Below are 19,526 nucleotides of genomic sequence, written 5' to 3'. Positions count from 1 at the left end.
CGGGACCCATTAAATTGGTTCAAAGCGGGTAGTTCTGCTCGCGCGGAAAGGCTTTTGTGGATCCCGGCTTTCGCCGGGATGACGGATGGAGGGAGACGCTAGTGGCTAAGACACCCTTCACCCCCGGCCTCACCGAGCTCACCACCTTCGTCACAACCGACTACGCCGCGATCACCCGCGGCCGCTCGCTGCCGCGCCGCGACTACGAGAAATCCAAAGGCAACAAGACTTGCGGATGGGTGCCGGCCAATATGTCGCTCACCCCCTTCGACCTCATCGCCGATCCCAATCCCTGGGGCTCGGCGGGCGATCTGCGACTCCTACCTGATCCGAAGGCGCGCTACCGTACGCATCCCAGAGGTGCGGCGACGGCGCTCGATTTCGTCATGAGCGACATCGTCGAGCTCGATGGCAAGGCCTGGTCCTGCTGTCCGCGCGCCTTTCTCAAGAAAGCGCTCGCCGATTTCGAGAAGGTGACCGGCTGCCGCCTCATCGCTTCCTTCGAGCAAGAATTCCAGATCCGCAATGCTGGCTGGTCGAGCGAGCCGGCCTTCGCGCTCTCGGCCCTTCGCCACGCCGATCCCTTCGGGCCTGAGCTTATCGGCGCGCTTGATGAAGCCGGCTGCGAGCCTGAAAATTTCATCGCCGAATATGGCCGCGACCAGTTCGAGATCACCACGTCACCCGCTCCTGGCCTCATTGCCGCCGACCGCTGCGTGGCGATCCGCGAGATCACCCGTGAAGTGGCGCGCCTCAAGGGCTGGCGCGCCTCTTTCGCGCCCAAGACGGCCGTCGCCGGCGTCGGCAATGGCGTGCATGTGCATCTGAGCTTCCTCACCAAGCAGGGCAAGCCCGCCGCCTTTGATGCGAAGGCCCCTGGCCGCGTATCGGCGCTGGCCGGCGCCTTCTCCGCCGGCATCATCCGCCATCTGCCGGCGCTGGTGGCGCTGACCGCGCCGAGCCCAATCTCCTATCTGCGGCTCCAGCCGCATCACTGGAGCTCGGCCTATACCTGGTTCGGCGAACGCGACCGCGAATCCTCGCTGCGCATCTGCCCGACGGTGACCATCGGGGCTAAGGACCCGGCGCGGCAGTTCAATCTCGAATATCGCGCGGCCGATGCCACCGCCTGCCCGCATCTGGTGCTGGGCGCCGTCATCCGTGCCGGGCTCGAAGGCATTCGCGCCAAACTCGCAACCCCGCCGATCTTCAGCGGCGATCCGGAAACGCTAAGCAACGCCGAGAAGGACAGACTCGGCATCAAACGGCTGCCCAGATCCTTGAGCGCCGCCCTCGACGCGCTCAAGGCCGACGATACCGTGTCGGGCTGGTTCGCGCCGGTGGCGATGGAAACCTATCACGGCATGAAGCGGATGGAGATGAAGCTCGTCGATGGACTCGAAGGCGATGCGCTGTGCCAGCGCTATGCGGAGATCTATTGATGCGGGCGAAGATTGATCCGCCGGCAGCCGAGACGGTCAATCCGGACGGCAAGTCGCCTTATGTGCTGTTGTGCGAGCATGCGTCGAACTACATTCCGGCCCGCTATCGGGGGCTCGGCCTCGACAAGTCGGAGCTCGAGCGTCATATCGCCTGGGATATCGGCGTGGCGCCGATCGCGCGTGATCTGTCGAAAGCGCTCGATGCGCCGCTGGTGCTCTCCGGCTATTCGCGTCTCCTGATCGACTGCAACCGGCCGGTCGGGGTCGCGACCGCGATCCCTGAGATCAGTGAGTCGACGCGTATTCCCGGCAACACCGGCCTCAGCGCCGAGGAACGCCAGCTGCGCGCCGACGCCTTCTACTGGCCGTTCCAGCGGGCGGTCGCCCGCATCCTCGACCGGCGCCAGGCGGCGAAGATGCAAACCATCGTCTTCGGCGTGCACAGCTTCACGCCCGTCTTCAAGGGCGTCGAGCGGCCCTGGCATGCCGGCATCCTGTTCCGCAAGGCGCAAGCCTTCGGCCAGGCGCTCGTCGCCGCATTGCAGGAGCCCGGGCTCAACGTCGTCGCCAACGAACCCTATCGTATCGAGGATGACGGCGATCAGACGGTGCCGGTGCATGGCGAGGCGCGCGGCCTCGATGCGGTGCTCATCGAGATCCGCCAGGACCTGATCGGCCATCGCGACGGCCAGATCGCCTGGGCGAAAAGGCTGGCGCCGGCGCTTCAGGCGGCGGCGGACGCTCGCGCGAAAGCCTGATCGAGCACGTCGCAGAGCAGATCCGCCTCGCGCCTGGTGAAGATCATCGCCGGGCGCATCTTGACGACATTGTCGTAAGGCCCGTCGGTGCCGATCAGCACGCCGTCCTCGCGCGCCAGATTGACGACGCGGTTGGCGAAGTCGGTGGCGTAGGCTTTCGATTTGCGGTCGGTCACCAGATCAAGTCCCAGGAACAATCCCATGCCGCGCACATCGCCGATCATCTCATAACGCTTCTGCATGTCGCGCAAGCGCGTCATCAGATAGTCCCCGATCGTTTTGGCATTGTGGCGCAAACGGTCGCGCTCGATAATCTCCAGTACCTTGAGCCCGATGGCGCAGGACACCGGATTGCCGCCGAAGGTGTTGAAGTACTCCATGCCGTTGTTGAAGGCCTGGGCGATCTCCGGCGTGGTGACGAGGGCGGCGAGCGGGTGGCCGTTGCCGATCGGCTTGCCCATGGTGACGAAGTCGGGAACGACGCCTTGCGTCTCGAACGCCCACATATGGCTGCCGACGCGGCCGAAGCCCACTTGCACCTCATCGGCGACACACAGGCCGCCGGCCTCGCGGATGATGCGATAGGCTTCCTCCAGATAATGCGGGGGAAAGAAAATCTGGCCGGCACAGCTTGGAATGGATTCGGCAATGAAGGCCGCCGGCTTCCGGCCCGCCTTGCGGATCGCCTCGACCTGGCGGGCGATGCTTTCGGCGAAGCGCTTGCCATGTTCCTCGGCCGGCCAGTCCTCGGGCGCCCTGTAGCTGTCCGGCAATTGCGCTTCCCAGACATGGGGCTGGCGCCCCGCGCCGCCGGCGCGCTTGTATTTATACGGACTGATGTCGATCAGCTCGGCGAGATGGCCGTGATAGGCCCAGTCGACGACGACCATGTCCTTTGCGCCAGTCCTGGCGCGGGCCATGCGCAGCATAAGGTCATTGGCCTCGCTGCCGGTGCAGACGAAGCTCGCGACTTTCAGATCGCCCGGCAATGTGGCGCCGAGCTTCTCGGCATAGTCCACCATATTATCGTGCAGATAACGCGTATTGGTGTTGAGGCGCGAAGCTTCGCGCGCCAGCACCTCGACGATTTCAGGATGGCCGTGACCCAGATGCGCGACATTGTTGAAGCAGTCGAGATAGGCGCGGCCGTCATCGGCGATGAGCCACACGCCCTCGCCCCTCACCATCTTCAAGGGCTTGCGGAAAGAGATGCTCAAATTCGGCAGCAGCGTCTTCTTGCGCAAGGCGACGATCTCATCGCCGGGCTTGCCTTCGCGGTGGAAGGTCTCCGGCGTGAGCCCGGCGAAATCATAAGCGGGCGGATAGAGCTTCGACCAGATATCGAGATAGGCTTCCTCACCGACGCCCGGAATGGGGCCGATATCGTCGGTCGAATAGGCGACGAGCTGCAGATGCAGATGCGGCATCCAGCCGCCGTTTTCCTCTGCAGCGCCCAAGGTGCCGATCTTCTCACCGGCGGCGAGCGTTTGGCCCTTCTTCAGATGTTTCGCCGTCTCATGCGAGAGGTGCCCCCACAGGCTCGAGAAACGCACACCCGGCTCCGGCTCGTGCTCGATGAGGACAACGCAGCCATAGCCCAAAGGCTCGCGCTCGATCTCGACCGAAGCCACGCGGCCGGCCAAGGGAGCGAAGATCGCGGTGCCGGCATCGGCGAAGATATCGAGCCCCAGATGGCGGGTGCGCCGGACATCCTTGATGAGCCTGGACTGGAACATCTGGCCGGCATAGACGGCACGCTTCTCGCCCCAGGGCCCGATGCCGAGTTCGGCGTTCTCCGCCTTGCGCAAGACCTGCCATTCGCGCTCGCAAGCCGCGACATCCATAGCGGCGGCGGCTTTGACCAAGGGGCGCATCGCATCGCCGAAGGGCACCTGCAGGATGCGGTGATTGGACAGCGGCCGTCCCCAGATGGGGCTCAAGCTCCTGCAATTACCGGCGAGCCATTGCGCGGCCTTCCCGGCGCCCGGCGCCACGTCGAAGCCGCAGGCCTGGCGCAGGATGGCGCGGGCGATGAAGGGATCGATGCGGCGCAGGCGGCGCAGCATGTCCCAGGCCGGCCGCTCGCTGATATTGAGATAGGGATTATCCGCCACACGCGGGGCGCGTTCGGCCGAAATGGTGACGCTGGTGACGAGCCGCATGGCGACGAGATCGAAGAGGAGATCGACTTCCTCCGCCAGCAGCGGCATTTCGCGGTGATAGGCGGCAAGCATATATGAGAGCGCGCCCAGCGGATCGTCGGCATCAAGAATGGCATAGGCGGCGGCTACCGCCATTTCGCAGATAAGCGCGCTATGGAGCGCGTCGCCGAAATCGATGAGGCCGGAAATGGCCGTGCCGTCGGCCGAGACAAGCACATTCCAGTCATTGGCGTCGTTGTGGATGACGAAAGCCCTGAGCTTCATCAGGCTCGGCTCGACTTCGGTCTCGAAGCGGGTGATGAAGTAATCGCAGATCTCGCGCTCTTCAAGATTCTGGAGGGCGGAGAGCCTCGCGCGCGTGCGGCCGGCCTTGCGCAGGTCCCAGTCGAGATCGCGATGGGCGCCGACATGACCGAAGCTCTGCAGCGCCCGGTCGAGACGGCCGAGGAAGCCGCCGAAGCTCGCCAGGAGCTCGGGCGTCTTGCGGCTTTCGGCCAGAGGCGTTCCTTCCAGATAGTCGACGGCGCGGATCAGATGGCGGCCGCCCTTGCCGTCGTCGATGACCGGAAGCTCCTCACCCGACCTCGAGAGGCGCACCAGCGGCACGGCGAGGCCGGGATCGGTCGCCTTGATATGGCGGATCATTGCCACCTGGAAGCGGATCGCCTCATCGGGCTCGGCGGCATTGACGATCTTGAGCACCGCGCTCTGGCCGTTCCCGCCAAAATGGAAATTCTGGTCGCGTTCGCTGGCGAGCCGGCCTTTCAGGCCCTTCAGGCCGAAATGGCGCTCGGCGATCTCCGAGGCCTGGGTTTCGCTGATCTCGGGGCCGGGATGGTTGATGATCGACAAGGCAGTCTCCGGATGGTTGCGTGCAAGCTCGCCGAAGATGTGCCAATCATCGCCTTAACTCAACCGTCACTTCGCCTTGCTTGTCCGCCCTTTTGACCGGTATGACCGCCATTATGACGCCAGATGAGAAAGACCGCGAAATCCTGACCATCCTGCGCGAGGATGCCCGCATCAGCGCCAAGGCGCTCGCCGCCAGGGTCGGCCTCGCCAGATCGAGCCTCAGGGACCGGATCGCCCGGCTCGAGAAGTCGGGAATCATCCGCGGCTACCGGGCCGACATCGCCGATGCGTCGAACGCCGCTGTCGCCTGCCTGCTGGTGAAACTGAAACAGACGCCCTCCCCGCAAGTGATCAAGCGTCTCGAACGCCTGCCCGAGGTCAAGCGCTGCCTGTCGCTCGCCGGCGAAATCGATCTCCTGATCGACATCGCGGCGGAGTCCCTCGCCCGCCTCAACCAGATCCGCGACGAGATCTCGCATTTCCCGGAAGTGGCCGAGACCACCACGGCGGTAGTGTTGCGGCAGGAGATCTGAAAATCCCCTCGCCCCGCGCGGGCGCGGAAGTGCGAAGCCTGACGAAAATCTATTTCTCGAAACTTCACGAGTTGCGTTGCAGCGACGTTGGAAGTGCATCCTGAGTTTCTCGCCTATGCGCTGACCAAGGCCTGATGCCTCGCGCAATTGCAGCGCAGGCGAGATCGGCTGTAACCGGGATCCTCGTTTTCCCTATCTCATAGTTTCGGATCGTCGCCGTGGAGGTGTCGAGCGCCCTTGCGGCCTGCTTCCGACCTCCATAGCCGTCCCACCCCATGTGCCGGAGCCAAGCGTTGAAGTCTTGAGGTTTCATCGTCTTTCTACCTATCCTTAAGAGGGAGGAGTGCGGTGCTGCTTCACGGGCTAGGACCGCACCTCCACCGTTAGGATGACCCTGATTGTGACGAACAGATCACAACGGAGGCGTCAATGATCGAGGAGATCATTTTCGTTCTCCCTTGCGTAGATTTGAGGTTCATGGCGGTATGACGCCGCCCTCTGTCATATCCCCTTCTCCCGCTTGCGGGAGAAGGTGGCGGGAAGCGCCGGATGAGGGTGTCCTTCGTGCAAGGAGCTAGAAGCCCCATAGAGTGCGCGATAGCGGAGCCAACACCCTCACCCGCCCTGTCAGGCCCCCTCTCCCGCAAGCGGGAGAGGGGGAGACGAGGAGAGTTACGTTACTTCCGCCAGTATGGAATCCCCAGCATCGCCGGCGCACCCGAATGCGAGCGGCGGATGGCGAGCGCCAGGATGGCGCAGATATAGGGCATGGCCAACAGCAGCTGATACGGAATGGCGACGCCGATGCCCTGGATCTGCAATTGAAGCGCATCGAGGAACGAAAAGGCGATCGTCGCCAGCAGCACCGGCACCGGGCGCCACATGCCGGCGATGACGATGACGATGGCGAGCCAGCCGCGGCCATTGGTCATTTCTGGCACGAAGCGCGCCGCCGAGCCGACGGTCAGGAAGGCACCGCCCAGGCCCGCCATCAGCCCGCCGAAGACCACCGCGGCATATTGGCGGGCGGCGACATTCAGCCCCTTGATGTCGAGCGCCTTGGGATTTTCGCCGACGCAGCGCAGTTCGAGCCCATAGCGGGTGCGGAAGAGGAAATACCAGGCGGCCGGCACCATGAGGAAAGCGAGATAGGTGAGAAGCTTCTGGTCGAAGAGGATCGGTCCGAGGAAAGGGATATCGGACAGAAGCGGCAGCGGCACGGTATCGAAGAAAGGAATGGTCGGCGTCTGGCCGGCATTGGCGAAAGCGGCGCGCAGCCAGAAGATCGACAGGCCCGAGCCCAGGAGATTGAGCGCCAGACCGGTGACGATCTGCTCGACCTTCAGCGTGATGACCATGAAGGCGAAGATCAGGCTCATCAGCCCGCCGGTGATCATCGCGATCACAACACCGAGCCACAATGAGCCTGTGTAATAGGCGCCGATATAGGCGGTGAAGGCGCTCATCAGCATGGTGCCCTCGAGGCCCATATTATAGACGCCGCTGCGCTCGGCGATCATTTCGCCTAGAGCGGCGAGCAGGATCGGCGTGGCGATACGCACCGTCGCCGCCAGCACGCTGATGATGATCGAGGTTTCGAGGAGTTCGGCGATCATGGCTTGATCCGCTTCAGCTTGAACGAGGATGCCGCCCAGCCGGCGAGATAGAACAGCAGCAGAATGGCCTCGATCGCATAGATGAGCGCCGAAGGCACGCCGGTCTTGATCTGCATGAAGGTCGCGCCATTGACGAGGGCGCCGAACAGGATGGCGGCGATGACGACGCCCCAGGGATTGAGCAGTCCCAATATGGCGACGATGATGCCGGTATAGCCATAGGAGGTGAGCGCGCCTGCCTTGAGGCGATAATGCACGCCATAGACCTCGCTCATGCCGGCAAGGCCCGCCAGCGCGCCCGAGATGAACATCACCATCAGGACAACGCGGCGGGAATTGGTGCCCTGCACTTCGAGGGCTCTCAGATTGGAGCCGGCGGCGCGGATCTCATAGCCGACCGGGCTGCGTTTGATCATCAGATAGACGAGCGCCGCGGCGATGAGCGCCAGCAGGAAGCCCAGATGCAGGCGCGTCTTGTCGAAGAGGATCGGCAGGATGGCGCCGGCGTCGACCTTGGCGGTCTGCTCGAAGAAGCCGCCCGCCTCGCTCCACGGACCTTTGAGCAGCAGCAGCGAGAGCATATAGACGATGATGTAATTGAGCATCACCGTCGAGATCACCTCATCGACCCGGAAGCGGGTCTTGAGCAGGCCGGCAACCCCGGCATAAAGTCCGCCGCCCACCATGGCGCCGAGGACGATTACCGGCAATTGGATCCACGGCGATGTCCCGGCGATCGCGCTCTGGCACCAGTAAGCGAACATGGCGCCGGCGAAGACCTGGCCCTCGACCCCGATATTCCACAGCCTGGCGCGGAAGGCGACAGCCGTGGCGAGGCCGGTGAAGATCAAAGGCGTTGCCTTGACGAGCGTCTCCGTCGCGGCACGCCAGGTGCCGAAGGCGCCCTGCACGAGGGACTGGAAGGCGGTGACCGGGCTGACGCCGACGGCCAGGAACAACAGGCCACAGAGAACGAGAGACGCGGCAAGCGCGCCTGAGACCGCCACGGCGCGGGCGGGGCCTGAGGTCTCGGCGCGCGGTTCGATGCGATAGCCTAGTTTTTCCAGCGTCATGCCGCCGCCCCGTGGGCGTGCCCGGCCATCAACGGGCCGATCACGGCGATGTCGGCCTTATAGCGCGGGAAGATGCCCATGATCTCGCCACGGAACATCACGGCAATGCGGTCGCTGAGCGCGAAGATATCCTCGAGCTCCTCGCTGACGAGGAGAATGGCGCAGCCCTCCTCCCGCTTGCGCAGGAGCTCGCCATGCACGAATTCGATGACGCCGATATCGACGCCGCGCGTCGGCTGGTTGCACAAAAGCAGATGCCGCGCTTTGGCGAATTCGCGCGCCAGGATGACCTTCTGAGCATTGCCGCCGGACAATCGTCCGCAGAGCATATCCGGGCCGCTCGCCATGACCGAATAGGAGGCGATGGCGTCTTCGGCGCTCTTGCGCGTCGCGCGCTCGTCAAGGAACGGACCCGAGCGCCAGCGCTCGTCCCAGTGCTGGCCGAGGATCAGATTCTCGGAAATGCTGAAATCGGAGACGAGGCCGTCGCGGAAGCGATCGCTCGGCACATAGCCGACACCGCGCCGCGCTATGTCATGCACGCTGAGCGGCTTGATGTCTTCGCCCCGCAAAAGGATGCGGCCGCTGTCGGGCCGCGCCAGCCCCGCCACCGCCTCCAGCAATTCATCCTGGCCGTTGCCGGCCACGCCGGCGATGCCCACGATCTCGCCCGCCGCGATATCGAGATCGACGGCCTTGAGATAGGTCCGCCCACCCTTCGCCAGCGTGACGCCTGCGAGGCTGAGGGCCGTTTCACCGGCATGGGGTCTGGCGCGGGCATGGACCTGAGTGACGGGACGGCCGACCATCATCATGGTGAGCTCATCGCGCGTGACGTCCCTGGTCGTGACCGTTCCGATGAGCTTGCCCTTGCGCAGGACGCTGACGCGGTCGGAACGCATCACCTCGTTCATCTTGTGCGTGATGAGGATCACCGCAATACCGGCGGCCTGGAGCTGCTTGATGATGGCGAAAAGCCGCTCGGATTCCTGCGGCGTCAGCACGGCGGTGGGCTCGTCGAGAATGAGAAGCCTGGCGCCGAGATAGAGCGCCTTGACGATCTCGACCCACTGTTTCTCTCCGACCGACAGATCGGCGACCAGGCGGTCGGGCGCCAGATCAAGGCCGAAGCCGCGGCTCAATTCCAGGATGCGGCTGCGCGCCGCGGCCATATCGAGCCGGAAGCCCGCGCCGGTGCCGACGACGATATTCTCGAGCACGGTAAAGCTCGGCACCAGGACGAAGTGCTGATGCACCATGCCGATGCCGGACGCGATCGCCTTGGCGGGGGTGGTGAGGTCGACCTTGATACCGTCGATCTCGATCTCGCCCGCATCGGGCTGGAGAAGACCATAGAGACAGGCGGAAAAAGTGGATTTGCCGGCGCCGTTCTCGCCGAGGAGGCAATGCAGCTCCCCGGCGGCGATGTCGAGCGAGACATCGTCATTGGCGGTGAGCGCGCCGAACCGCTTGGTGAGATGGCGGACGGCGAGACGCGGTGTGGCGGGAAAGTTCATGATCTTATCCCCTCGCCCCCTGCGGGGAGAGGGAGGGACCCAATGCGAAGCATTGGGAGGGTGAGGGGGAATGGGCGATAACGTTGCTGCTCATTCTATGGAATCTTTCCGCCGGTTCCCCCTCACCCTAGCCCTCTCCCCCGCAGGGGGAGAGGGGATAAAGGGGATAGCGGAAGCTATCTCAATCCGACTTCACTTCGTTCAAATTGAGCTCGATGGTCTTGCCGCCGCTCTTGATGGCGGCGGCCGTGTCGTCGGCGAGCGTCTTGACATCAGCCGGTATCTTCTCAGCCCAGGCCGGGTTCAGCGCGACGTCGCCGGAGCCTTCCTTCCAAGTGAACCACTTCGGCTCCTTGGGCGCATCGAACTTGCCGCCTTCGGCTTTCACCTTCCACCATTCGTTGATGATCCAGTTGATCTGCGGATCCCACTTCACGATGACCGAAGCGACGATCGATTTCGGCGCATAGGGCGACATGTCGACATAATTGCCGAAGCAGCCGATCTCCTTCTGCTCGCAGACCTCGAAGGCGCCCGACATCTGATAGATCATGTCGGCGCCGGCGGCGATCTGCGCCGAGGTGGCTTCGTTGGATTTGGTCGGATCGTACCAGGACTGGATGTAGGTGATCTTCTGCTTGACCGCCGGATTGGCTTCCTTGGCGCCGGCAAAGAAGGCGTTGATCTGATCGTTGGTATCCTCGGCCGGGAAGGTCGAGACCGCGCCGACGACATTGGACTTTGAGAGCTTGCCGGCAAGCTGGCCCATGACGAAGGCCGGCTCATGCGCATGCACGAAGACCCAATAGGCATTGCCGCCCATGCCGCGATTGCCGGAGCCCGACATCACGAACATGATATTGGGGAATTCGTCCTTCAGCTTCTCGATGGCGTCGGCATAGGCCGTGTCGCCGAAAAGAATGTCGTATTCGCCGGTCTCGGCATAGGTGCGGAAGACCTGCTCGGCATTGTCATAGACATTCTCGGTGTAATTCACCTCGATCTCGAGACCATGCGGCTTGGCGGCGATGATCCGGTCCATCGAGGAGACGAAGGACGTCTCCCACGGCGCTTCCTTGCCGGCCGACAAGATGCCGGCGATCTTGAGCTTGGTCGGGTTTTCCGCGAGTGCCCCGGAAACCATCACGCTGGCGGCGAGCGCGACGCCCGTCAATGCCGCCCATAGTCTTTTCATCTGTTTGCTCCTCCCTTGTTGTCCACTGATGACTTTAGAAAGAATCGGCCGTTCAAAATACCCTCATGCTGAGGTGCTCCCCTGGCCCTGAGCCGGGGGAGCCTCGAAGCATGATCCAGGCACAAGGAGCCTGCCGCTTGCCACCCTTCGAGGCCCGCCTTTGGCGGGCGCCTCAGGGTGAGGGTGATGAGACCACTTGAACTCATCGTCTTCTAGAACGGCGCCAGAACCGGATCGACCACCTTCAGGTCGATACAGTCGATGGCGCCCAGATCGGTGATCGCATAGTCCGGAATCGCGGTGATCTGCAGCACGAACATATACATGAAAGGCCAGGGCAACTTGCACCCCAAAGCGCGCGCCGCGTCATCGAGGGCGTCCTCGCGCTCGGCCATTTCCGCGGGCTCCAGATCGGAGACGATGCCGCCAATCGGCAAAGGCAGGAAGGCCGTGACCTTGCCGTCCTTCACGACCGCCTGGCCGCCATTATGGGCGATGATATGGTTGATGGCGACCGCCATGTCTTCCGGGTTCGTTCCGACGCAGACGATATTATTGTCGTCGGGCGCAGTCGAGGTGGCAAGCGCCCCGGTTTCGAGGCCGAAACCGGCGACGAAGGCGACGGGACGGTTGCGGGTGCGGCCGTAACGCTCGACCACCGTGACATACTGCACGTCCAAAGCGGGATCGGCGAGAATGATGCCGTCCTTCGCCTTCAGCGTCACGTCACGACGCTTGCGCACGAAGATTTGATCCGGCGTAACCGCCATGGCGAGGACCTTGGCCTTCTCGCCCGAGCCCTTGCCGCGCACCACGAGTTCCTCCGGCTTCACCGGATCGACCTTGAAGGTGCGCATCAGCGTATCGCTGCGCTGAGGTGCTGCGAGCTTGGCCGTCATGCGGCCCTTCTCGGCCACGAGCCTGCCCTTGGCGACGACGCGGTCGACGCGGAAATCCGCGATATCCTTGACGAAGAGAATGTCGGCGCTGCGGCCGGGGGCGATCAGGCCGACCTTGTGGTCGATGCGCAGGGCCTCGGCGCCGTTTATGGTCGCCATCTGTATGGCGGTCAGTGGTTGAATGCCCATGGCGATCGCCATGCGCACCATATTGTCGAGATGACCGCGCTTGAGGATGTCGCTCGCCACCACGTCGTCTGTGCAGAAGGAGATGCGGCGCGTCGCCTTGATGCCCATTTCGGTGACGATGCGCAGATTCTCAGTGAGGAAATGCGAGATGGACGATTCGCGAATGACGACATGCATGCCGTTGCGGAGCTTCTCCAGCATCTCGTCGGCGGTGTAGCTCTCGTGATCGGCACGGACACCGCTCTGCAGGTAGGAATTGAGCTTCTGCCCCCGCGCCATGGGCGAGCAGCCGAGCACCGGCAGGCGGCTCTTCTCGGCGATCTCGAGCGCTTTGAGAACCTTGTCGTCCATCTCCTGGATGAATTCGCGCACCGTTTCCCAGATGCCGACGCATTCCGGCCAGTTGTGGGTGGCGAGATGATCCTCGGGGCCAAAATAGTGGCCGACATTCGAAACGGGCAGCGTATAGGGCGTCTTGCAGGGCGCGCCCCAGAAGACCTTGAGCGGCCCTTGCGCCGCTTCGTCGAGGAATTCGCGCGCCCCAGCCACGCCCGCCGAGACCAGGATCTGGTCGAGGCCCGAGACGATCGAGGTCGTGCCCAGCGGCACCACCGCCTTGGCGAAGCTGGTGATCGACATCTTCGAGCATTCGACATGGAGATGGCCGTCGATCATGCCGGGGCAGAGATGGTACCCCGTGGCGTCGATGATCTCGGTGTCCTTGCCCTCGTAGACCTTCACATCGCCCAAGGCGACGATGCGGTCGTGATAGATCGCGATATCGGCGGGATAGATCTCGTCGGAGGCCACATTGACCAGATTGCCGCCCCTGATGATCAGGGTGGCCTTCACCTCGGCGCGGCCGGCACGGATATAATCGCGAATATCGGGCAAAATGCTCTCCTTCTCCTCTTGTTGCGGACGACTTTCCCGTATTATGCTCGTCCATGCAATTGGCGAATTACACGATTAATTTGGACAATTCATCCAATTTTTTGGACGATCCATGGACCTCGAGGCCATCGACTTTTTCATCAAGGTCGCCGACGCGCGGTCGCTGTCGAGCGCTGCCAAGCTGCATCGGCTGCCGAAATCGACGCTGAGCCACAAGATCCGCCAGCTCGAGGACCAGTTGGGGGTGGCGCTCTTCGTGCGCGAGGGGCGTGACATGTTCCTCACCGACGCCGGGGCCGAATTCCTCGACCATGCCTATCGCATCCAGGCGAGCTGCGACGGGGCGTCGGCGGCGATCGCCGCCATGCGCCAGGAGGTCGCCGGCACCCTCACCATCGGCTCGACCGGCGAGTTCGGCACGTCCTTCACCTCGGAACTGCTCTTCGCCTTCCGGCAGCGCTTCCCTCAGGTGAAGATCGACGTGATCTTCCTCTCGTCCGGCTATCTCTTCGCGCCCGAGCGCCAGCAGGCCTTCGACGGCATCTTCTATTGGGGCGAGCCGTCGAATGTCGATTATATCGCGCGCCGTCTCACGGGCGCGGCCTTCGGCCTCTATGCGAGTCCTGCTTATATCGAGAAGCATGGCCGGCCCGAAAATCCGGGCGAATTGCACGATCACCGCGGCGTCGCCTTCCGCTTTCCGACGGGGCTGCAATCCTGGCATCTGAAGCGGGGCGAAGAGACGCTCGATGTGCTGCCGCCGGCCAGCTGCATCGCCAATGACTATTGGATGATCAAATATTTCGCGGTTGCCGGAGAGGGTCTCGCTTATCTCCCCGCTTTCTTCACCGAGATCGAATGCGCCACCGGCCATCTGGTGCCGGTGATGCCGCAATGGCGTTCGCCTGAGGTTTCGGTCAACCTGCTCTATCCGCGCCGGCGCTATGTGTCGCGCAAATTTGCCGCCTTCCAGTCCTTCTGCGTCGACTTCTACAAGCAGCGGTCTGAACATTATGTCCCGCGCTATTGCGTCGAAGTGGTGAGCTCGCTCACCGTGCCGCCGCTGCGCCAGTCTCAATAGGAGAATTCCGCTCATGCCGAAAACCTGGTTCGACACGGCCCCCAAGCTCATCGACGTCGCCATGGGGAGAAGCCCCGCCGACACCGTTGTCCGCAAGGGCCGCTGGGTGAACGTGCATTCGGGCGAGATCATTCCCGACACCGATATCGCGATCGTCGACGGGCGCTTCGCCTATGTCGGACCCGACGCGTCGCATGCGATCGGGCCCGGCACGAAAATCATCGAGGCCAATGGCCGGTATCTGGTGCCGGGGCTGTGCGACGGTCACATGCATGTCGAGAGCGGCATGGTGACGGTGACCGAATTCGCCCGCGCGGTGATCCCGCATGGCACGACGACGATGTTCATCGATCCGCATGAGATCGCCAATGTGCTCGGGCTTCCGGGCGTCAAGCTCATGCATGACGAAGCCGCCGGCCTGCCGATCAAAGTCCTCGTCCAGATGCCGAGCTGCGTGCCGAGCGCGCCCGGGCTGGAGAATGCCGGCGCCAGCTTAGGCGTCGCGGAAGTCCGTGAAGCCATGGCCTGGCCCAATATCATCGGCCTCGGCGAGATGATGAATTTTCCTGGCGTCACCTTCAAGGACGAGAAGATGCTGCACGAGATCGCCGCGACCCAGGCGGCGCACAAGACGGTCGGCGGCCACTATGCGTCGCCCGATCTGGGACTTCCCTTCCACGGCTATGTGGCGGGCGGCCCCGCCGATGACCATGAAGGCACGCGGGTCGAGGATGCGATCGCCCGTGTCCGGCAAGGCATGCGCGCGATGCTGAGACTGGGCTCGGCCTGGTACGATGTGGCCGCGCAGATCAAAGCGGTGACCGAACGCGGCATCGATCCGCGCAATTTCGTGCTGTGCACGGATGACAGCCATTCCGGCACGCTCGTGCATGACGGCCATATGAACCGCGTGGTGCGCCACGCCATCGCGCAAGGCCTGAAGCCGATCACCGCCATCCAGATGGCGACGCTGAACACCGCGCAGCATTTCGGCCTCGAGCGTGAATTGGGCTCGATCACGCCGGGACGGCGCGCCGATCTCATCCTCACCTCCGATCTCGCGGCATTGCCCATCGAGATGGTGATCGCCCATGGCAAGGTGCTGGCCGAAAACGGCAAGCTCACCGCCGACATCCCCGCTTATGCCTATCCGGCCTCGGCGCGCGACACGGTGAAGATGGGCCGCAAGCTCGTGGCCAAGGATTTCGACATCGAGGCTCCCAAGGGCGCCAATCAGGTGAAGGCGCGCGTCATCGGCGTCATCGAAAACCAGGCGCCGACCAAGGCGCTCGAGCGTTCGCTCAAAGTCAGCCAGGGCCTGGTCGACATGGACCGGGCACAGGATGTCTGCCAAATCGCGCTGGTCGAGCGTCACCGCGCGACCGGCCAGGTGACCAACGGCTTCGTCTCAGGCTTCGGCTACAATACGGACTGCGCCGTGGCGAGCACGGTCGCGCATGACAGCCATCACATGATCGTCGTCGGCACCAGCAAGGACGACATGGCGATCGCCGCCAACAAGCTCGGCGAAGTGGGCGGCGGCATCGTGGTGGTGAGCAAGGGCAAGGTCCTGGCGCTGGTCGAACTGCCGATCGCCGGCCTCATGTCGGACGAGCGCGCCGAGCTCATCGCCGAGAAAGCCGGCCGGATGGTCGAGGCGATGGCGCAATGCGGCTGCAGCCTCAACAACGCCTATATGCAGCACTCGCTGCTGGCGCTGGTGGTGATCCCGGAACTGCGCATCTCCGACATCGGCCTTATCGACGTGACCCGCTTCGCCAAGACCGAGCTGTTCGCGTAATGACTCCCCCTCGCCCCGCATTAGCGGGGAGAGGGAGGGGACCCATTGCGCAGCAATGGGGAGGGTGAGGGGCGCTGTTGCAATTTGTCTTCGCTAGTGGACGGCGAGGTCATTAATTCGGAAGGCCATGCCCCTCACCCTTCCCGCCGCTGCGCGGCGGGCCCCTCCCTCTCCCCGCTGCGCTCCGCTTGCGGGGCGAGGGTAAGACCATCACCTACCAAGCGTAGCGCACGCCAGCATTGGCGCTCAACGCGTCGAAGTCCTCGGCGAACTGCCAGCTGCCGCGCACGAAACTCGACCAGCCCTCCGGGCTCGCGACACTGAAGCCCACCGACACATCGCCGAAGGTCCCGATCGTATCGTCAGATATCCCTGTCGCGGTGAAGTCGGGGGCGAGGATCGTCGCGCCGTTGCTGCCGTTGAATTCTTGCCAGATGCTCGCCGTCACGTCGGATGAATAGATGCGCGCGTCGCTGTCGGTGAATTCATGTCCAAGCCTGGCGCCAAGCCGGCCGCGCACACTCGTCTCATTGTCGAAATCGACCGCGCCGCCCAATATGTCGTCGACATCGTCGATCTCGGTATGGAGCAGCGCCAGGGAGGCCTGCGGCTCGACGAAGAGGTCGTGATCGAGGCCGATCCGGTAGCCGGTGTCGATCTGGCCGCCGATATTGAAGCCATTGGCGTCGGCCTTGCCTGAACCCGGGGCGAGATCATCGGCATCGATATCGATCGAAAGGAAATCCGCCTTGACGGTCAGATCGGCATAAAAGGCCTGGTTCAGATAGGTCGCATAGGCGCCGAGGCTCGGGCCATCATAGTCCCACTTCGTGCTGGTCGATTTGAATTTGAGCTCGGACGCGAGATAGCCGCCGAAGATGCCGAACAGCATTGTCTCGCCGGGACCAGCGAGATCCATGCCGACATCGAGGCCGGCGAGACCGCCAAAGACGGTCTGGCGACGGTCGAGCGTGATCCCGTTCTCCTCGACGTCACGCTCAAGATAGGCGCCGAGCGCCTTGAACCAAAAGCCCGGCAGCGCTCTACCGAGGGCCGTCGGCGCCACCGGATCGACGAAATCGGCGACCGGCGTCACCTGCGTTGCCGCGATGGTCGCGCGCAGATCGGCTTGGCGCTGCAGCAGCGTGCCGACCGACTGGAACCAGATGTCCTGCGTGGCGGTGATGCCGCCGGCGAATTCATAGGCCCCGACGCCGAGGCCGGTGCTATAGAGCTCGAACAGATCGCTGTCCTCAACATCGCGCCGCATGTCCCAGGCGAAAAAGCCCATATTGCGCGAGCCTTCGTCCAGCGTGAAATCGCCATCGGTCGAATCGCCGTTCACCTCGACCACGGTGATGCCTTCGCTGTTCGCGCCGATGGCGCCGACCGCCTTGACGGAGACCTTCGTCACCCCGCTGGCCGTGCCATTGACGATCAACCTGTCCGCGCTGCCGCCCTCGGCAAGCGCGGCATCGACCTCGAGCCTGCCGCCCGTGCCGTTGAACCGCACATCGCCGGTGATCTCGAGCACGTCGCCGGACTGACCATCCGAGAGGGAGATTGCACCGGCATTGTTGAAAGTCTCGAGCGCGTTGATCGTGGTAGTCTCGTCACTGTCTACTTTAGAGGCGGCGATCAATATGCCGCGATTGTTCAGCGTGTCCTCACCGGCGCCGAATGTGGTGCTCTCCTCATCATCATCATTAGGATCCTCTATCTCTGAGCCGACAGTCCAGGTCCCGGCATTGTTGAGCAGATCGTCATATTCATCCAAGGTAATCCGGCCGATGAGCTTTCCGTTGTTGTCGATCCTGGCGGCGCCATCCTTGACTTCGACGGCGAGATCATCCGTCTTGCGGGAGAGATTGCGCACTTGGCCATTGTTGGTGATGACTACCTCCCGCCCCTCCATTGAGGAGGCATAGACACCAGAAACGCCGCCCTGCGCGAGGCCGGTCGCACCGATCTTGATGAAAGTGTCCACGCCCTGGTAGCTGGACGTGTATATGCCGCGACCATATTCTCCTGTGACTTCGCCATAGACCGTGACCTCGAGATCGCCCGTCCCATAGTTCTTCGCCATAATGCCGCGATACCAGCCGTTGATGACACTGCCGGTCCCGGTCACGATATTCAAGTTAACGCTATGGTCCCCCCCTGTTGCGAGCAACCACGGCGTTGTTCGGTGAGTTGACCTCGCCGAGCACGGTGATCTCCAGATTGCCTCTGCCGTAGTTGCCGGCATTGATGCCGAAGAAGTCACCGTTCACAGTGCTTTCGGTACCAACAGTGATCTTCAGATCGCCGCCATTCTCCGAGTTATAAGCGTATATGCCATGATAATGCTCGCTCGTGACATCGCCATTGACCGTGATGTCGAGATTGCCGCGGCCATAGCTCGAAGCCGAAATCCCATTACCCCCGTTATAGTCTTCGTCCATCTTCGCGACGATCTCACTCCCCACGGCCGTGACGATCGTCAGATTGTTGCTATTCTCAGAGTTTACGGCACGAACGGCGGTGCCGGTGTCTGCCGTGACGCGGCCGGCGATCGTGATCAGGAGATCGCCACTGCCATTATTTTCGGCCCTGATACCACGATTGGTTCCAGCGATCTCGCTATCCGCGCCCATGGCGATCGTCAGATTCCGGCTGAACTGTGAATTGACGGCAAACACGCCATCCTTTCCGGTGACCATGCCATCGACTGTGATTCCAAGATCGCTGCCGCGACCAAAATTATTGGCTTCGATGCCGCGGTCGCCACCACTGACCTCGCTTCCCGCGCCCGTTGTGATGGTCAGATTGCCGCCCTCGGGCGTATTATGCGCGACGATGCCGTCGCCAAGGGTCCCGGTGACCTTGCCATTGGCGATGATCTCCGTATCGCCGCTGCCGAAATCGCGAACGTCGATACCGTCTTTCTTGCCGCTGACGTCGCTCCCCACGCCGGTGGTGACGATCACCCGCCCGTTGGTGCCAGCGTTATAGGCATAGATGCCGTCGCCATCGGTCGCCGCGACCTTGCCATCGGCGGTGATTGTGATATCGCCGCCGCCATAATTCATGGCCTTGATGCCGTTCCGCCCTCCGGTGACATCACCGTTGGTCGAGATCGTGATCGCCGCCGGATCTGCCCCCGCAGCACCATTCGAACGAGCATATATGCCGGAGGCGCTAGCCCCGCCCTTGATGATCGAGGCATTGTCGTCAGTGAACCGGATATGGCCGTTGCCGCTCACGAATACGCCATTTCCAGCCGCATCGACGCTGAAGCCCGGCGCCGTCGAGACATTGGCGTTGTCGACATTGATGACGCCGACGGTCGCCAGGTTGGCGCCGCTGCACAGGATCGTCGAAGAACCGGGCGCGACCGGATCGCAGGCGGCATGGGCCTGGCGGCCATAACCGAAGAAAGGCGCAGCGGTGAGGATGGTCGTCAAAGCCAGATGACGGCGGAAAAGGCTCTTCGATTTCATTGTATTCGCCCAGCGATGCCCCGAATGATCTC

Annotated in this window: 13 protein-coding genes; 5 read left to right on the top strand and 8 right to left on the bottom strand. The window is 63.0% G+C overall.

All coding sequences use genetic code 11. The features are described 5' to 3' along the window. Positions 1 to 101: 101 nt before the first annotated feature. Together G5V57_RS19465 and G5V57_RS19460 are read left to right on the top strand one after the other, a co-directional pair. A complete protein-coding gene (locus G5V57_RS19465) occupies positions 102 to 1,442 on the top strand; it encodes a glutamine synthetase family protein (protein WP_165169219.1) in 1,341 nt (446 codons plus the stop codon). Continuing rightward, positions 1,442 to 2,200: an N-formylglutamate amidohydrolase gene (locus G5V57_RS19460; protein WP_165169218.1), complete on the top strand. Its 759-nt coding sequence runs from the start codon at positions 1,442 to 1,444 to the stop codon at positions 2,198 to 2,200. The genes G5V57_RS19465 and G5V57_RS19460 overlap by 1 nt, the downstream gene beginning before the upstream one ends. Here the strand turns inward: G5V57_RS19460 and G5V57_RS19455 are convergent. After that, complete coding sequence (locus tag G5V57_RS19455) at positions 2,167 to 5,214, bottom strand: aminotransferase class III-fold pyridoxal phosphate-dependent enzyme (protein WP_165169217.1); 3,048 nt, start codon at positions 5,212 to 5,214, stop codon at positions 2,167 to 2,169. The two genes, G5V57_RS19460 and G5V57_RS19455, sit on opposite strands and share 34 nt — an antisense overlap. Positions 5,215 to 5,327: 113 nt before the next feature. Here G5V57_RS19455 and G5V57_RS19450 point away from each other — a divergent pair, with 113 nt between their 5' ends. Further along, positions 5,328 to 5,747 (top strand): Lrp/AsnC family transcriptional regulator, encoded by a 420-nt coding sequence (locus G5V57_RS19450; RefSeq protein WP_165169216.1) that lies wholly within the window; start codon positions 5,328 to 5,330, stop codon positions 5,745 to 5,747. 677 nt (positions 5,748 to 6,424) lie between these two features. Here the strand turns inward: G5V57_RS19450 and G5V57_RS19445 are convergent. From G5V57_RS19445 to G5V57_RS19425, 5 genes are all read right to left on the bottom strand, one after another. Continuing rightward, positions 6,425 to 7,363 (bottom strand): ABC transporter permease, encoded by a 939-nt coding sequence (locus G5V57_RS19445; protein WP_165169215.1) that lies wholly within the window; start codon positions 7,361 to 7,363, stop codon positions 6,425 to 6,427. Further along, the gene (locus G5V57_RS19440) at positions 7,360 to 8,436 is read right to left on the bottom strand and encodes an ABC transporter permease (RefSeq protein WP_165169214.1); all 1,077 of its coding nucleotides are present in this window, start codon (positions 8,434 to 8,436) and stop codon (positions 7,360 to 7,362) included. Before G5V57_RS19440 ends, G5V57_RS19445 begins: the two co-directional genes overlap by 4 nt. After that, positions 8,433 to 9,953, bottom strand: coding sequence for an ABC transporter ATP-binding protein (locus G5V57_RS19435; RefSeq protein ID WP_165169213.1), 1,521 nt, complete (start codon positions 9,951 to 9,953; stop codon positions 8,433 to 8,435). The genes G5V57_RS19440 and G5V57_RS19435 overlap by 4 nt, the downstream gene beginning before the upstream one ends. Positions 9,954 to 10,134: 181 nt before the next feature. After that, the gene (locus tag G5V57_RS19430) at positions 10,135 to 11,148 is read right to left on the bottom strand and encodes a BMP family ABC transporter substrate-binding protein (protein ID WP_165169212.1); all 1,014 of its coding nucleotides are present in this window, start codon (positions 11,146 to 11,148) and stop codon (positions 10,135 to 10,137) included. A 212-nt stretch (positions 11,149 to 11,360) separates the two neighbouring features. Continuing rightward, the gene (locus G5V57_RS19425; protein WP_165169211.1) at positions 11,361 to 13,130 is read right to left on the bottom strand and encodes an adenine deaminase; all 1,770 of its coding nucleotides are present in this window, start codon (positions 13,128 to 13,130) and stop codon (positions 11,361 to 11,363) included. Positions 13,131 to 13,242: 112 nt separating this feature from the next. On the opposite strand from G5V57_RS19425, the gene G5V57_RS19420 reads away from it, so the two are divergent. Both G5V57_RS19420 and ade read left to right on the top strand, forming a co-directional pair. After that, a complete protein-coding gene (locus G5V57_RS19420) occupies positions 13,243 to 14,211 on the top strand; it encodes a LysR family transcriptional regulator (RefSeq protein ID WP_165169210.1) in 969 nt (322 codons plus the stop codon). 13 nt (positions 14,212 to 14,224) lie between these two features. Next, a complete protein-coding gene (gene ade / locus G5V57_RS19415; protein WP_165169209.1) occupies positions 14,225 to 16,012 on the top strand; it encodes an adenine deaminase in 1,788 nt (595 codons plus the stop codon). Between the two features lie 214 nt (positions 16,013 to 16,226). Here ade and G5V57_RS19410 read toward each other — a convergent pair whose 3' ends face one another. Then, positions 16,227 to 18,143, bottom strand: a complete 1,917-nt coding sequence (locus G5V57_RS19410; RefSeq protein ID WP_246737706.1) for an autotransporter outer membrane beta-barrel domain-containing protein — start codon at positions 18,141 to 18,143, stop codon at positions 16,227 to 16,229. A 16-nt stretch (positions 18,144 to 18,159) separates the two neighbouring features. Then, entirely contained in the window at positions 18,160 to 19,494 is a 1,335-nt protein-coding gene (locus G5V57_RS19405) for a hypothetical protein (protein ID WP_165169207.1), read from the bottom strand. Positions 19,495 to 19,526 lie beyond the last annotated feature (32 nt).

Origin of the sequence: Nordella sp. HKS 07 (assembly GCF_011046735.1) — a bacterium.
In the GTDB taxonomy this organism is placed as follows: Bacteria; Pseudomonadota; Alphaproteobacteria; order Rhizobiales; family Aestuariivirgaceae; genus Taklimakanibacter.
The sequence above is the reverse complement of the archived record's forward strand: the minus strand, read 5'-3'. Positions and strand labels throughout refer to the sequence as shown.